Annotated in this window: 12 protein-coding genes; 2 read left to right on the top strand and 10 right to left on the bottom strand. The window is 51.5% G+C overall.

Annotated features, from left to right (window positions below; genetic code table 11):
- Nucleotides 1-9: 9 nt before the first annotated feature.
- Nucleotides 10-1,809: an adenine deaminase gene (gene ade, locus G358_RS0126045; RefSeq protein ID WP_019640203.1), complete on the top strand. Its 1,800-nt coding sequence runs from the start codon at nucleotides 10-12 to the stop codon at nucleotides 1,807-1,809.
- Between the two features lie 61 nt (nucleotides 1,810-1,870).
- The gene (locus G358_RS0126040; protein WP_019640202.1) at nucleotides 1,871-2,605 is read left to right on the top strand and encodes a DsbA family oxidoreductase; all 735 of its coding nucleotides are present in this window, start codon (nucleotides 1,871-1,873) and stop codon (nucleotides 2,603-2,605) included.
- Nucleotides 2,606-2,745: 140 nt separating this feature from the next.
- Here G358_RS0126040 and G358_RS33280 read toward each other — a convergent pair whose 3' ends face one another.
- The 10 genes from G358_RS33280 to G358_RS0125990 form a co-directional block, all read right to left on the bottom strand.
- The gene (locus G358_RS33280) at nucleotides 2,746-2,916 is read right to left on the bottom strand and encodes a hypothetical protein (protein ID WP_019640201.1); all 171 of its coding nucleotides are present in this window, start codon (nucleotides 2,914-2,916) and stop codon (nucleotides 2,746-2,748) included.
- A 2-nt stretch (nucleotides 2,917-2,918) separates the two neighbouring features.
- On the bottom strand, nucleotides 2,919-5,231 hold the full coding sequence (locus G358_RS0126030; RefSeq protein WP_157274491.1) for a DUF5060 domain-containing protein: 2,313 nt from the start codon (nucleotides 5,229-5,231) through the stop codon (nucleotides 2,919-2,921).
- 28 nt (nucleotides 5,232-5,259) lie between these two features.
- Complete coding sequence (locus G358_RS0126025; protein WP_019640199.1) at nucleotides 5,260-6,270, bottom strand: carbohydrate ABC transporter permease; 1,011 nt, start codon at nucleotides 6,268-6,270, stop codon at nucleotides 5,260-5,262.
- Between the two features lie 26 nt (nucleotides 6,271-6,296).
- Nucleotides 6,297-7,199 (bottom strand): carbohydrate ABC transporter permease, encoded by a 903-nt coding sequence (locus G358_RS0126020; protein WP_026342479.1) that lies wholly within the window; start codon nucleotides 7,197-7,199, stop codon nucleotides 6,297-6,299.
- Nucleotides 7,196-9,802, bottom strand: coding sequence for a DUF5696 domain-containing protein (locus G358_RS0126015; protein WP_019640197.1), 2,607 nt, complete (start codon nucleotides 9,800-9,802; stop codon nucleotides 7,196-7,198). The genes G358_RS0126020 and G358_RS0126015 overlap by 4 nt, the downstream gene beginning before the upstream one ends.
- Before the next feature lie 15 nt (nucleotides 9,803-9,817).
- Nucleotides 9,818-10,438: a Yip1 family protein gene (locus G358_RS0126010; protein ID WP_019640196.1), complete on the bottom strand. Its 621-nt coding sequence runs from the start codon at nucleotides 10,436-10,438 to the stop codon at nucleotides 9,818-9,820.
- Nucleotides 10,435-11,901 carry an NHL repeat-containing protein gene (locus G358_RS0126005; protein WP_019640195.1) on the bottom strand — a complete coding sequence of 489 codons (1,467 nt, stop codon included), beginning with the start codon at nucleotides 11,899-11,901 and terminating at the stop codon, nucleotides 10,435-10,437. Before G358_RS0126005 ends, G358_RS0126010 begins: the two co-directional genes overlap by 4 nt.
- A 5-nt stretch (nucleotides 11,902-11,906) precedes the next feature.
- Nucleotides 11,907-12,785: a carbohydrate ABC transporter permease gene (locus G358_RS0126000; RefSeq protein ID WP_019640194.1), complete on the bottom strand. Its 879-nt coding sequence runs from the start codon at nucleotides 12,783-12,785 to the stop codon at nucleotides 11,907-11,909.
- Nucleotides 12,786-12,787: 2 nt separating this feature from the next.
- The gene (locus G358_RS0125995) at nucleotides 12,788-13,654 is read right to left on the bottom strand and encodes a carbohydrate ABC transporter permease (RefSeq protein WP_240480111.1); all 867 of its coding nucleotides are present in this window, start codon (nucleotides 13,652-13,654) and stop codon (nucleotides 12,788-12,790) included.
- 115 nt (nucleotides 13,655-13,769) lie between these two features.
- Nucleotides 13,770-16,736, bottom strand: coding sequence for an extracellular solute-binding protein (locus G358_RS0125990; protein WP_026342477.1), 2,967 nt, complete (start codon nucleotides 16,734-16,736; stop codon nucleotides 13,770-13,772).
- Nucleotides 16,737-16,753 lie beyond the last annotated feature (17 nt).

The following is a 16,753-nucleotide window of genomic DNA, read 5'->3' as shown; positions in this document are numbered from 1 at the left end:
GACAGAGGAATGAGCAAATACACATCGAATCGGCTATATGACGTCAGTTATCATCTGGGTCAGGTAGCTATGGGAAAACAGCCCGCAGATTTGGTTATTACAAATGGAACATTGGTTAATGTTTATACCGGAGAGCTAATAGAGAACACCGATGTGGCCATCGCACACGGACGGATTGCGTATGTTGGCCATGCCCGGCATATCATAGGGGCAAATACCCAAGTTATCGATGCCACAGGCCGATTTATTTCCCCCGGACTGCTTGATGGACATATGCATGTCGAGAGCACGATGCTGTCCGTGACTGAATTCGCCAAGGCTGCACTCGCTAAGGGAACGACAGCTATATTTATGGATCCGCATGAAATCGCTAACGTATTCGGAACAGAAGGTGTCCGCCTTATGCATGAAGAAGGCCGCAGCTTGCCGCTTAAAGTGTACACCACGTTCCCTTCCTGCGTTCCGTCCACTACCGATTTAGAGGATTCGGGCGCCGAGCTTCATGTCGCCGATATCGCGGAAGGAATGACCTGGGACGGCGTTGCCGGCTTGGGCGAGGTTATGAATTTTCCAGGGGTCGTTCACGGAGAACCGAAAATGACTGGAGAAATTAAAGCTACCCTGCAGGCTGGCAAAGCAGTGACCGGCCATTATCCGAGTGAGGACGAGCAGCAGCTCCAAGCTTATATTGCAGCAGGAGTAAACTCTTGTCATGAGACCGTCACGCGCGAGCAAGGACTGAGCAAGCTGCGCCTCGGCATGCACCTGATGATCCGCGAAGGCTCCGCCTGGCATGATGTCAAAGAGGTCATTAAAGTCGTAACCGAAGACCGGGTGCAGACCGGCAATATAATGCTCGTGACCGATGATGTCTATCCAGAAACCCTTGTAGAGAAGGGTCATCTCAATCATGTCATTCGCCGGGCCATCGAGGAAGGCGTTGATCCGGTCACCGCCATTCAGATGGGGACGATCAACACAGCTAAATATTTTAAACTGGATGGAGATATCGGCGGTATCGCTCCCGGCAAATGTGCGGACATTCTGCTTCTGGACGATTTGCGCCAGATGGAGCCTTCAACCGTTATTGCAAATGGACATCTGGTTTATGATGAAGGCAAATTGTCAGTCGATTTCCCGAGCTATGTCTATCCGGAACATATACGTCAATCTGTTCATTTAGCCCGGCCGCTGACTACGCATGACTTTCTCCTGCAAAGCCAAAGTAAGGGAACGTCTGCGAGGGTGAATCTGATTCGGGTTATTGAGAACAGCGCCCGCACCGAAAAGGGCACGGCCACACTGCCTGTGTCCGACGACGTGATCCGTCCCGATTTGGAGCAGGACATTGTACAATTAGCATGTATTGAGCGTCATCATGGCACAGGACAAATCTCCTTAGCGTTTGCGCAAGGATTCCAGTTGAAACGGGGAGCGGTGGCCTCAACAGTCGCCCATGACAGCCATAATCTGCTTGTTATGGGTACTAATGCAGAAGATATGGCCTTTGCAGCCAATGAGCTTGCTAAGCTGGGCGGCGGCATGATTGCGGTGCAGGACGGCCAAATTCTCGCCTCGGTACCGATGGTCATTGCCGGACTCATGTCAGATCAGCCGCTGGCAACTGTCTTTCAAGAAGTAAAGCAGCTCGTAGCCGCATGGCGGCAGCTGGGCTGCCCGTTAAACGCGCCGTTCATGACATTTTCGCTCATTGCATTGCCTGTTATTCCTGACATCCGCATTTCGAATCGGGGCCTGGTCGACGTGGAACAGTTCAAGCTTGTTCCAGTGGAAATCATCGAAGAGTAGAACATGTACAGCACGTTCAGATTTAGTTTTTATAAACCAATGAACCCTAAGGAGGTACATTATGAAAGTAGATATATGGTCAGACTTCGCCTGTCCGTTCTGTTATATCGGCAAACGCAAATTCGAAGCAGCTCTGGAGCAATTCCCGCACCGGGATCAGGTCGAGGTCGGCTTCCGCAGCTTCGAGCTCGCTCCCGACGCGGAGAAGAATACCGGCAAAGATATGAATACGATTTTGGCCGAGAAGTACGGCATGCCTTACGAGCGGGCCAAACAAATGAACGACCAAGTCACCTTGCAGGCGGCGGAAGTCGGACTGGAGTACCACATGGACAGCGTCATTCCAACGAATACCCATGATGCGCACCAACTAACGCAATTCGCCAAGCAGCATGGCAAGGCCAACGAACTGGCAGAACGGCTGTTCAAGGCCTATTTCACCGAAGGTCTCGACCTGGGAGATCACCCTACACTGGCCCGGTTAGCCGCTGAGATCGGCCTAAACGAGCAAGAGGCGCTCAAGGTTCTTGAGGAGGCCAACTTAGATCACACGGTGACGGAAGAGCTCCAGGAAGGCGCACGGCTTGGGATCAGCGGAGTACCCTTCTTCGTGTTCAACAATAAATATGCCGTATCCGGCGCACAGCCGAGCGAGACGTTCCTGGAGGTGCTTCAGCAGGTATGGCAGGAGGACCAGCAGCAGCCTCTGCAAGTCATTAACGGCAAGTCCGACGGCAGCTCAGAAGCCGGGTCTAATTCAGATCCATCCTGCTCGGACGGCTCCTGTTCCGTATAACATTGTTCAATAACAACTAAACAATTTCCCTACTCTCCTATAAAACGAATTGCTCCCCTACAGCCGACAGATTAAGAATAAAATCTGCTGCTATGAGGGGAGCTTTTTTCACATCCCATAGGATTAACGTATAATACCTACTAAACCGAGCCGAAAGTTCGTCCCCAGGCAATAACATACTCCGGCCAATTGTACCTTGGACGCGCATCGGTAATGGAACCGCCGATAAATCCTACGATAAGCTTCCCGGATGCGATCTTGTCCTGGGTGCACCCTAGACTCCGGCGATGATTCCATATTCTCTGATCCATCCCTACCCTTCCTTCAGATGCCTGATCAGCACAAAAGCAATGTCCTGTTTTTTATAGTCAGCAGGTACCTGCAAAGTTAAATCGCCACCCGGCCCTGGCTGCGCCTGCTGCCGCATCTGCGGGCCTGCCCACTCCCCCATCCATGGATCGTACCAGGCAACCTCTACCGGATGAGAGCCCCAATTTTCAAACACGATCTCTTCCCCGCCCGCCTGCTGCTCATCCGATACAACCCAGCCATAGGAAGTCTGTCCGCCCCGCATCATCCAGCCCTCCAGCCGCTTGACCCGCTGTACCGGCGGAGTGGACGAGACGAGCTTCAGACCCCGCAATTGCACGGTTACAGAACCAGCATCGGCGTCTGATTCCAGGCAATACAGCTTCACGCCGACTCTCGCGATCTGGTTCAGCTGCTCCTGGGCAAGCTCTACGTCCTGCCAATAACCTGCCGAGCCGCGGAGAGGAACCTGCAGCTTGACCCAAGATCCCTTCTGCAACTGGGCTGCATGGACATCGGCCGCTTCACGCCACTGCCCGTCGGGGTGCAATACAACCTTTGCCCTCAGCTTGCTGGCACTGTCAGCGCTTAAGTCCTTGCCGTCTACGAAAATCTCCACCTCTAATAGTTCATAACCAGACCAATCGTGCACATCAGGTATGCCCTCCAGCACGCCTTGTGCGTAAGAGCCTGTAGCAAAGCGCATTTCTGCATGGATGGTAAGCTGCTCCTTTTCCCCAGAAGCCGTCAGCTCGTATACTACGCCGTTGGAATCTTTATTGGCATCTGCCCATGAAGGCAGAGCCCAGCTGGAATACGTATCGAACTGCAGTAGATTCAGGGTAGCAGGCAGCTGGCGTTCACTCCACTTTGGCTCGGCTGCCAGCGGTTCGCGCCCTTCTGCCAGATCGATGTCCTGCATGAACTCTACGGCATGTTTCATCGATTCCAGCATATCTTCATTCATATGCTCCTCAGTCCACCAAGTTGGGAGGCCGGCCAGTCCGTTGCTAATCCCCGTCCAGATCGTCCGATGATAGATTGCAGGATCCGTCACATTACCAGTCTCGCCGATCCAGAGCGGCTTGCGATAGGATTTCCATCGGAGCTGGATGTCTTCCGCGAAGGCCGTGTGGTGAAGATTGTAATAATTCTCGCGATCTGCAATATCCAGGGTCTCATAAGCATGCCCCCAATAATCCTCGCGGTTGCCGGCCATAGAGCCCATTGTAGGATGACGATATGGATCATGGTCTCGGAAAAAGGCATGAATACGCGTCAGCCACTCATCCGCCTTGGCGGCATCTCCTAGCTGCCAACCATCGGTTCCATTCACCTCAACGATGAGATCCCAGATACCAAACGCCCGGCTATGTCCCCACCGCGCAATCATATAACGGTAAAGCTTCTCTTGATATTGCCACATTTCCTCGCTGCTGTAGAATTCTGTCGCTTCCCCGAGCGAGGAATAGGCATTCTGACTCCATGTCGCGGGCCAATTAATGTTGTGGGCCAACGAATCATGGGGCCATACGACAAAATTCATCATCATCCCGCGCTGCTCCAGCCAATCCAGCAGTTCATCGACCCGGTCACCTTTCTGTGGATCATAGCGGCCAGGGCCTGTCTGATTAGATTCCAGCTGCTGCACTCCACCCCCATTGCCCGCATGGTCATAATTGCCATTCCAATACGTAATTAAATTCCCCCCGGCCGCCTTAATCCGATCCAGGCCGCTCTCCGTAACTCCCCAAGGGTAAGCGAGAGGCGCCGCAAAGAAAGGTGTTCCGTCGCGATAGGCTAGGAAACGTCCACTCTCCCCCGCAGGCACAGTTAACCCCCCATGGTAAGAGGACTTTTCCACGGTAAATGTCAACGCTTGATGACGGTATTCCCCGGTACCCGTAATCAGATGAACCTCATAGATCCATTCTCCGATTTCATCTGGAGCAAATCGAATAAGCCACTCTCTCCCGTCATAAAATCCGTTGATCGTCCATGCCTTGCCGGAGGGAGAAGTAAATAACGCCCCCAAATCTACTTCATCCGGGTCATAGGGATTCTCCCACTCCCCCGCCACATCGAGCTTCAATTCGAACTTCTCATACTGACCTACCTGCTCCGAGTTCGCCTGGATTCCCCAGATTCCCGGCACCGCCCGGGTCTCTGCTGCATCATTTCGATTTCGGTCATTCACAGCCTCATCCTCCCCCATATTTCCCAACATAACTAACGCGACCAGAATCATTCCAACAACTATGAGCATGCCTAGGCCGATCATGAATTTGCGCTGACGGGCCGTCATTCTTCTCGACATCGGCGGCACCCCGCTTCCCTCTCCAGCTTCATCCGACAATACCGCTTCGTTCCACGCTTTCCACGAAATATCGCTGAACGAACAAATACAGCACGAGCAGCGGAACAATAACCAATAATATGCCGGTATCCACGATCATCGCGATGTAGTTGGGGTCAATCTTCACATTCGGGTCATACCCGCCCGGAAGCATCGATTGAATAACCGTATTGGCATTGGCTGCGATCGAGGCAACCATCGTCGGCATCAGATTCATTTCACTCATATATAACGAAGTATAGAACGAGTCATTATACTGCCACACAAAGGAAAACAGCAGCACGGTAATGAGCGGGGGTACCGCATTAGGCAGCATGATACGGAAAAACGTCTTAAAACCCCCGGCTCCATCGATCAGTGCGGATTCCTCAATTTCCTTCGGAAGTCCCCGAAAAAATTGGCGGAAAATGTAGATAAACAAGCCTGCCTTCAATCCATTGGCCGTAAGGGCTGAAATCGTGGTCGGCCAGTACGTGTTGATAAGATTCATCCCCTCTTTGCCTGTCAGCAAGTGAATGATACCTAGAAAATCAAAGCTGCGAAAATGCAAATACATCGGAACCATTAACGTATTAGCAGGGATCAAGATCGTTAGGATCGCCAGGCCGAACAGAATATTTTTGCCCGGAAAATGAAACCTTGCAAACCCATATCCCGCCAAAGCGCATGACAACGTCGTAAAAAGCATCGTGATCGTCACGAATACAAGCGTATTGCCGAGCGTAGGAAAATAATTCAGCACCTTCATCGCCGTCCTGATATTATCCAAGGTGAAATTTTGAGGAATGAGGAAAATCGTCGGGTTGTATATATCCTGCTTATCCATGATCGCTACCGCTATCTTTCGTATGATCGGATAAATAATGACAAAGCAAATCCCCGATATAATGCCGTACCGGAACAAAGACCACAAGGCATTTTGAACCTTGCTTCTCAGGCGATGTCCCCCATTGCCTAGCCACGCACGCTTGGTGCGCGCGGTCGCCTTTTGCAGTTCCATACCGCTAACCTCCCTTAAGCTTTGCCTTAATCGTAGTAGAAGACCCGGCGCGATACGCTCACCCCGATAACGATCAGGATGATGGCGATGACCAACGTGTATAACCAGGCCATGGCTGCACTCAGGCCAAAATTAAGCGATTGAAAGGCTGTAGTATATATGGTTCGAGTAATCGTGCTGTTCGAGAACGAGTCGATGATCGTATAAATCACATTGGTAAGAATCAGTGGGCTCACCATGGGAAAGGTAATCTTCCAGAACGTCTCGTAGCTCGTGGCTCCTTCGATTTTGGCAACCTCGTACATGGAGCCTGGAATGCTCTGCAGCGCCGCCAGAAATATAATAATCTGCACCCCCGAGCTGCTGACGATATCATAAATGCGCAGAATGGCTTCCATCAGGTACTCAACGAACACGTTTGGAATCCCGAGATCAAGCAGCATCATAATGATGTAGTCCCCGTTAAAACTGGATGCCGCGCCACCCAACTCATTAATGGCATTGGCGTCACCGATCAAATTGATCAGACCCGAGGCTTCAGCCGCTGTAATGGCACTAGAAGCCAGAATGACCGGAAGAAAGAAAATCGCCCGCGCTGCCGTTCGCCCCCGGAATTTCTGGTTCAACAGCGTGGCCGTAAACAAACTGAAGAACAAAATTAACGGCACGTTAATGATCATATCGATCACAGATTCCGTCAGGATCCGATTAAAAGTTGGATTTACCAGCAAAGCATCTTTGAAATTTTGCCACCCTACCGCCGTCAACTCATAACCGCCTTCGATCATAGTCAGCTTATGAAAGCTGAATGAGACAGACTGGATCAACGGGATGAGAAATAAGAATATAAAGCCGAGCAGCCACGGCGAGATAAAAGCAATTCCCAAGAGCGCTCGTCGCCTAGTCAACGTCCACTGAAACCTTCTCACCGCGCTCCCCCTCCTATCTCATAGCCCATAGGCTTCACCTTCTGCCCTTCAACCAAGACAGCCTGATCCGTATAATTCACCCAGATGCGAACTCCATTTTCATACACCGTCTCATATACTCCCTCTTGAACAAGTCGGTGATCCGTCATTCGCACCTTCTGCAGCGGCCCAAGCGCCGCGTTCGCCTCCGCATACAAATCGGCGGCTTCCCGCAGCCAATCCATATAGTACGTAGAATACATAGCATCGAAGCTCGTAAACTTTACCTCGGAGGAGGGGGACTTCGTGAAGGCAAAATGGGGGGCTGCGCCATATTCGATCATCTTCAGCAGCGCTCGCTCCAGGTCTTGATCTGGCGACAAATTCACGGCCTCGCCGGCATAACCGACGTATCCATGCAGCACCAATTGATAGAACGGCACCTCTTCATCCACAATATTAAAGCCGCTGGAGCTATTCGGCGCATCAATGACATAATCCGCATAAGCCAACGCATATTCATTGCCACCCACAATCAGCATCTGCCCCTGCTTCTCATCCAGCTTGGCCAACTCGGCCTCCACCACTTCTTTGGCCTGTTGCCGATCAACAATGCGGCTGGCGCGATAATCCCCATATAACACATCGCCCAAATCGCGAAGGGATACGTCCGGCACGCCTAGTTTTTGATAGCCCTTGATAAAATCATCGACGTAATAGCTCAGCTTAGCTGGAGACAGCAGATAATAACTCCCGTATAGGCTATGGCTCATCCGATTGAGATCGCTCCGATAGGGAGACTGGCTGGCAACCTCTCGGGTAATAAACCTTGCGGCATCCTGGGAGGGGGAGAAATTCAGCGTGTCATGATGAACCTGCTGGAAGGCGACATCGGGATATAATGCCCCACCCTGCTCCTTCAGCCATGCGGACAAGCCCGCGAGCTGCTTGTTGCTTCCGACTTTTCCTTGAGTCGTAGCAGAAGCCAGTTTATGATTCACTCCACCCTTCGACCAGCCGACAAGACGCATCTGAATGTTTGAGATCCCCGCTTCTTGCATATCCTGACCCATCTGACCGGCTTCATCCAGCGTCGTCAAAGCTGTAATAGCGTTATAGGGCACGCCCAGAAATGCAGTCTGCTTCGTAATCGCCCCATACACGTCTACATGGAATGGGAGATTCGTATTCGCATGGTCGCTGCCCGCCGAAGATGAATCCCGCGAAGCCACACCCAGCCGGCCATCCTTCACCAGCTGCTGCTGATAATTTCGGGCCATTCCAGCATAATTGGCGGACTCTCCCTGCAGGAAGCTGTATTTAACCCCAATTGCGCCCCGGTAGCCCAATTTCGTCGTCAATCGCACTTCGCTTAACTTGTTCCCAGACATCATGAACAGCTCATCTTCACTGCGAATCTGAAAGCTGGCATAGACATGGTTGTAATTGTTCAGCTTGCCGCCTACGTCGGCATTCACACTGGCAATCCCGTCACCCTCCATGATCGTGGCATACCAAGCGCGTGTTCCTTCTTTTAACCCGAATACAGGCAGCCTTGCGTTTTGCGTAACCTGAAGGCGATTGCGGCTGCTCTGATTTTTATCTCCTCCATATAGCTCCTGGGAATAGCGGTCATCATTGATTTTGCCGTTATTGAGATGGATTAGCGCACCTGATCCGTCAGGAACGAACATATATCCCTCGGCTTGGGCCCCCGCTGCCCCGAAGTATTCCATAAATTCGATTTTATGCAGGGGGTATTTCGGATTTTCCTCAACCTGGCTCATTGGGATATTTACCTTCAGTCCCTCCGAGGTCAAACGATATTCCAAAGGTACGACAAATTGCGGCTTCTCGGCCACAGAGCTTCCGGTCACGCCATTCTCTTCATTGTCGATGGCTAGCTGGCTCTCATCGTATCCGGCCTGTTCGAAGGCCGTAAGCATTTTTTTGAGCACCAGCTCTTTGCCCACCTGATCATCCAGCCTCTCCAGCAGGCCAGGACGATCCTTCACCTTGTAATACCGCAATGCGACATATTTGGCCGTAGCCTCATCCAGTTTGCTCAGCACGGCCTCCTCCAGGCGGTCTGCCGAAATATATTTGGGGAGCAAATCAATTCCTTTGGAATTGTCCCCCAAGGTATAAATGACTCTTAGCCCATCTTCAATCCCTTCGGCTGTAAACTGCCCCCGCTGTACGCTATCCGGGTAACTGCGGAATTTGAGCAAATTGGTCTTCTCGTCCCGAAATTCCAGGCTGAACTGGGAAGCCAGAGACTCCTTCTCGTAGGGGGTAGCCAAGGTATCCTCCGAAGCGTCCACCGGGTTGGAGTGCCAAATGTCACCGCTCCCCGCATCCTTTACGGCCACCTCTGCGGTTTCGGGATTATAGTAAAGAGAATATTCGCCTTGCCGGGCAACGAGCCTCATACCTTCTACAGGCACCCCGCTGTCCTGCAAGAAAAATAGCTCCCGCCCCTCTTCAAATTCCGCTTGCTCCTGCGCACCCTCCGTCAGCACCGGAGAGACGGGTGCTGACGAATACGTCAGCGTCAAAATGATGATCACGATGCCAAGCAGAACCGCCCCGGTCAGGCTCCCTAACACTTTCTTGTTCTTCATTCTGGCTCACTCCTTCTACTTCCGGAAGATCAGCTCGGTATAAATGCTGTACACGAAATCGATCATTTGCTGAAACAAGGAGTACAGCAGCAGCATGAGAAAAATGACAATGGCGGCCATCACGAGGGTCAGCGCCATGGTGACCAGCGTTTTGCCCATCGTAAATTGATGCACGGTCATCGTGCCTATGACCAGCAGTCCGGCGCACCATATCAGAGCAATCGCGTTCAGCAAGTAGTAGAATACCGCCTCTTCCTGCGTAAGCACATTGCTGACAAGTGTGGTTGGATAGCAGATCAGAATGAGAGGTACCAATGAATAGGCCGTAGCCATCATAATATCCTTAAACCGACCTTCCCCATCCATTAAAGTGCACACCGCCCAGTTGGAAATGCTCCATAGAAAAAAGGCAAACAGATTTTGGATGACGTCACTCAGGCTGTTCAGCGTCCGCGGATCAATCCGGTTGACCAGGAACCCCGCATATTGATTCTGAAAGATGAACGCTCCGATAACGAGTGTGAGAATCAAGGCAACGATCCTCAGCTTGCCTCGTTGCTCGTATTTCATATCCCAGAAGCCGTCGAACGGATGCATAATGACATGCAGGGGAAAAGAGAAATCCTCCTTTTTCACGCTTGAATCCCCCTCAATTTTCTTTTTCGATAGATCAACCAGCCCATCCCCGTCGCTGCCAACGCCAGCGTTACGGTCATCACGGTGCTAAAGGAGCTTTGCATAACCTCTTTCCGGTACCGTTTGAAAGCTACGGAGTAATACTGGTGATCCATCCCCAACTTAAAATAATTCATCGCTTCCTTGTTCTGTTTATTTACCAGCAGAGCCTTGCCAATCCCGATATACGCCGTATCATAGTTGCTGTTAAGCCGCAGCACCTCTTTCCAAATCGCCACCGCCTGCTGTTCTTCCCCCGCCGCATGGAACGCCACTGCCTGATTCACCTGGGCTCCGAATTCAGTAGGGCGAAATATCGTGATTCGCCCGGTACCCCGATCGAGGATAAGCAGCCGACCCTTCCACTCCTCAATCGCCGCTACAGATTTGAAGGTTCCAACCTGACTGCCCTTCCCGCCAAAAATGTACAGTAAGTTGCCTTCAGCATCATAGGTAAACACCCGCCCCCGCGAAGAATCGATCATGCTGAACATGCCGCCCTCACGGATTTTGACGTCCACGATTTTGGAAGGCCCGCTTTCAATACCTGCGCCCGCTAATCGGAAAAAGTTAATATCGCCTTTCACATCAAAATATCCATAACGCTTCAATACATCATGCCCCGACGGGCTGAGCCGCTTGACCGGTTCTTTGGAATCGACATCGATATTGGTCGCATACAGGAAGCCTTGGCTATCGATATCCAGATTCGAAAATTCCGTGGGCACAAACAAGGCCATCTGCTCCCGCTGAGCTTGAGTCGAGATGAGCTTCCAGATATAATCCGCTGCGCTCGGGTTCACCTTGATGGTGCCGAGATAACCAATGAAGCTGCCCTGATCGTCGAATTGGACGATTCCTTCATAGACGCCCCGGGCAACGACATATACCCGATCGGCTTTGTCTACAGCCAGCTTGGTAGGATAGAAGGTGAAGTTAGAAGCGAATAGGTCTGACTCGGGATCACGAATAATCTGCTTCAGCTCGCCTTGCGGCGATAAGACGACAATCCGTTTGTTTTCCGTATCGGCTACATAAATTGATCCGTCATCGGTAACATACAATCCTTCGGGCTTGTTGAAGCGATCCTCCGCTCCATCATGCGCAAAGGTAGAAATCACCCTTAATACTTCGCCTGTTTGATCTAGGATCACAAGCCGATTGTTGCCGCTATCCAGCACGTAAACGGCCCCGGACGAATCCACGTACATATCGCCCGGCTCTTTGAAATCCCCAATGCCCAAGCTTCGGCCTGACAGGACATCATCCGGCAAATAAGCAGCAGGGGAAGGGACGGGCTCTTCCCAATAGTTGTAGTTATAGCTTTCATAAGGCGCATACGCCGAGACCGGAATCGCAGGCATGCTGAGCAAAGCAGCTGCCAACAGCACGATTGTCGTTATTTTTAAATTGATCCACTTCATCCGCCCTACTCCTTCATCCCTGACGTAGCCATTGTCTCAAGAATTTGGCTTTGCGAAAAAACGAATACCGTAATCGGCACGCTCATCAGCAATAACGCTACAGCGGCTCCCACGCCGGCACGGGCGATCCCACCCAGCACAATTTGATTCGCCGCGTAATTCAGCGACTTCAGCTGCTCGCTATAGATGAACCCGCTTGTATCGGCTCCCCATAGCATCTGGAACAGCAGGATAATCAATGTCATCCAAGCCGGCTTGACGTTAGGCATCACAATCGACCAGAAAATCCGATATTCGCTGGCCCCGTCGATCTTCGCCGCCTCCAGCAGCGCATCGGGAATTTGCTCCATAAACTGCTTCATCAGATAAAGCCCGAGCGAATAAGCAAAAGCCGGAATGATAATCGCCCAGTACGTGTTCACTAGCCCCAGCCAGGACATGATCATGTAGTTGGGAATTGCCGTAACCGCAGGCGTAAACATCAGCGATAAGACGACAATATGGAACATAGGGCCTCTCCCCGGGAACTTATGTTTGGCAAGCGGATAAGCAGCCGCAGAAGCCAGAAGCACATGTCCCACGATCCCCATTCCAGTTAGGAACACGGTATTAAAAATATATCTGCTAAACGGAACCCACGAGTCTCCCAGCAAGTGAAAGAGATCCGAGAAGTTATCTATGGTGGGATTTCGTACAAACAGCCTTGGTGGAAACAGAAAGATTTCATCAAGCGGCTTAAAGGCATTATTAATGGCATACACCAAGGGGAGAGCCATAAACGCCCCTACTACGGCAAGGAAGCCAAACAGCGCCATATTTCCGCCCAAAGAGCGATTGACCCGCTTCCTAAGCCGAGGCAGCCTGAGCTTAATTGGCAGCTCCATGTCTATTCACCTACCTTCCGCAGCAATTTCTGCACGCCCAGATTCGTGCCGAGCATCATGATAAACAGGACGGTTGCAATTGCTGAGGCAAAGCCCATCTCAAACCGGATCGTACCGAAGTCGATCAAGTGAGTGACTACGGTCTCTCCGGCATAATTCACGCTAGGGAAGCCGGCCAGATGAATCGATACGTCCGAAACGGCGAAGGCCGTCGTAAGCTGAATGACCGCACCAAACATCAACTGCGGACGCATGGAAGGCAGGGTAATGAACCACAGCTCCTGCCAGCGGTTGCGGATGCCGTCCACCGCCCCCGCTTCGAACAAAGTCTTGTCTACCGTCTGCAAACCTGCGATAAAAGCAAGGAATCCCGTTCCGAGACTAAGCCACAGCTGTACGATGATAATAATCGGCATGATGTAAGCTTCCGTCTTCAGCCATAGAATAGGCTCAATGATGATCCCTAATTTCATCAGCAGACCGTTAATGATCCCGTAGCGGTCACCCGAGAACATGATTTGCCATATAAAAAAGATGTTCCCTGAAATCGAGGGCGCATAAAACACCAAAGTCATAAACGCCCGCACCTTGGGAGACAGTTCGTTAATCAGCCAGGCGAACAGGAAACAGGCAATGTAGCTGACAGGGCCGGTGATCGTCGCTAACAGCAGCGTATTCTTCACGGCGATCAGGAAAATGTCGTCCTCCAGAAACAAACGGGTGTAATTCTGCCAGCCGATGAATCGCGGAAACTCCAGCATATTAAAGTGTGTAAAGCTGATCAGAATGGACATGATCACCGGAAGTACGGTGAATAAGGTAAATAAAATCGCATAGGGCGCCATTAAAATATATGAATGGCGATGCATGACGAGCGCACGTTTGAATCTGAAGCCAAGGCTGGCCTTAGGCTCTTTGGAAGAATAGCGAAGCTCTCCTTCGGGCCGATTCAATTGCGGTGAATGTGCCACAGATATCCCCCCATTATCTATCCCGGGAATCAGACAGCCCGAATTCCTTGCGCTTCAAGGCAATCTCATCCTGAATGTACTCCACATAATCCATAATGGCCTCACGCGCTGGCGTGTTCTCGTTAACCGCCTGATAGAAGGCGTTCACCAAATGTCTTCCCGTGAAATATCCCCCGGGCACCTCGGGTACGCCTCGCACAAAATCCAGCTGAGCCGATAAGCTCCGGTAATCCTGGATCGGCCAAGGAAGCTGTTTCAGTGCGGCCATATTCGCCGTCGGATAACGTGCTGCGGCTCCCATGAGTCCTTCCATCTCGCGCCCGAAGCGGGTCTGGATCTCCTCGCTGGTCCACCACTTCATGAATTCCCAGCCCGCTTCATCATCTCTGATCCCTTTGAGCATGATCAGGCCCGTGCCGCTAGCGGGCGTATCGCGGTGAATGACCCCGTCATCCCCTAACACGCCGGGGATCGTCGTAAACTCCCATAATCCATTGATTTCAGGCGCAAATACGGACAACTGGTTATACATGGTATAGTCGGCAATGCCGATCGGCATCTCTCCCGTACGGAATCTGTTTGCGAAGTCGAATTCCTTATCCAGCTTATAGTCGCTATAAAATTCCGTCCAAGTCTTGAAGGCTTCGATGCCGATTTTGGAGTCTAGATCGGATTCCGCACCACCGTGGCGATAGAACTCACCGCCGTTCTGGAATAACAGAGAACCGTAGACCGGATTAGGCGGAATGTTCTGGCCCGCGTATTGCGGCTGCAGCGTAAGCGGCAGCCCGAATTGCATATGGCCTTTGCTGAGAACCGACAGCATGCTGTAGACCTCATCCCATGTCTGCGGTACCGTAAGCTTCAATTCCTCCATGATGTCCTTGCGATAGAACAGCATGCTGAAGGTCTGCTGCTCCGGCAGTGCATATACGCCTTGCTCATACTGATAAGGGAGCATCGCACTGTCTCGAAATCGCTGTGCCACCTGCTCGAAATCGCTGAATTGCGCCAAATCCTTGACCGCGTTACGCATCGCATAGTTGACCGGAATATCGTTGCTGACGCCCATCGCAATATCCGGCCCCTGACCCGCTAGGGTCGCTTGAAGCAGCGTATGCATGGGAACAAGCTCAACGTTGACCTGAATCCCGGATTCCGGGGTAAACAGTTCATCGATCATCGCTTTGAGCGTATTGGCCTGATCACGCCCCGCTCCCATCCAGACGGTGATCGAACGCGCGTCCTTGTGGGCGGTGACATCTCCGATTTTGTTGTAATCGATGAAGAAGGAACTGATAAATGTAGATAGTTCATGGACAGCCTTAGCGGCCCAGGTGCTGCCTGAATCGGGAAACTTCTCATCCGGCGACAGAATATATAAAGCATCCAATTGCAGCGGCTGCTCTCTGGCCTTCAACATCCAGGTGCCTAAGCCCCCTGCATTAGTCTTTAACGATGTAAGCTGCCGCGGTATTTTATCCGGCCGATCAAGCATATCCTCCAGTTGATCGCGCATCGTGAGCAGCAAAGCTTCCTGGTCACCCCGCTGCCCGGCCATCGATGTAAGCCCGAGAATGACCTGATCCAGCCGTTCTCGCTCCGTCTCCAGACTCTCCTTCAACCCGGGAATCTTCTTGTCCAACTGATAATCCCGGAAGGCATCAGGGCTGGAGCTGGTAATCATCAGAATTTTGCGATATAAAGCATTAATATTAAGCAGGCTCTGTTCCACTTCATGAATCAACGGTGCCATGCTCTGGAGGTTCACCTCCAAAGACAGCTCGTGCGTCCCCTTGGTCAGGTAGAATAAATAGGGCTCTTCCCCGCCCAGCACTTCCAGCCGCCAGGAATCCTTGTATTTGAACTTAATTTCCTCTACCTCTTGAAACGGAGTTATGCCATCGATTTGCAGCTTTCGGGCCGAGTACGTTCCCCGAACAAAATTTTGCTTGGCATTCATGCCAATATGGTAAAGCCCGTCCTCCGGCACCTCTATCCTCCAAGAAATCCACTGTCCCGACAGACGCCAATTATTTCCGCCAATCGTATTCATTTTGACCACGGACGGGCTGTAAGGATATACAGTAGGACTGGAACGATCCGTCAGCGGGTATAAGGTGGGTGAGGATTTATGGCTCGCATTCTCCGCCTGAAGCTCGATTCTTTGCTTCACTGCCGGAGCTGCCCCTTGAGCCTGCCATGCAGCAAGCGCCTCCTCATAAGGCAGGGCCTCAGGCTCTTGATAAAATTTAAGCTCCCTGATCATCATTGGCTCTCTCTGCGAGATCAACGTGATCTCGTGATGTCCGGCTGACAAATAGAACTGATACGGCTTCGAATATTTGCCATCCGTATCCTGAACAGTCATGCTGCGCCACAGAGGCGTCTCGATTTGCTGAGGACGAATGTCGTTCCCTTGGTTATCCACTTTCACTTCCTCATAGCGGTTACCCCAGACGCGGGGGAACTTCAAGAAAGCGGCTTCAAAATAAGGCAATTGTCCATCAATGAGCAAGGATCGTTGAATATCCGTGCTTTTTCCTTCCACGGGGTAGTACTGCACGGATAAGTGGTACAACCCTCCTTCAGGGACATGAATCTCCCAAGAGACTCGCCCTTCCTCCCCCGTACGCAAGGATTTGCCGGACATTCCCTCATAGTTCTCCTCGATGAGAGGCGTCATTCCTGCCGCCGAGGAGTAGTTGCCCGCTTCAATCACGATTTCCTCATGCGGGGAGGATGCGTTTTCATGCTTATTCAGGTATTCTGAATATAAAGTGCGTTCGCTATATCCGGAATTATCCTGCAAGATTTGCTCCACGCCATTCCATCCTTCACTTCCTCCCTGAACGTTCCCCTTCGCCGTTTGAACCGGCGCCGCATAAATCGAAGGAAATGGAGAGATCACCATAGCTGCAAGCAGCATGGCTATGCCTATTTGTCTGGCTAACTTCTTCAATGTCAGTCCCCCAGTCATTACAAAACATGACTCTA

Origin of the sequence: Paenibacillus fonticola DSM 21315 (assembly GCF_000381905.1) — a bacterium.
GTDB lineage: Bacteria > Bacillota > Bacilli > Paenibacillales > Paenibacillaceae > Fontibacillus > Fontibacillus fonticola.
This window is presented reverse-complemented; position numbering and strand designations above follow the sequence as displayed.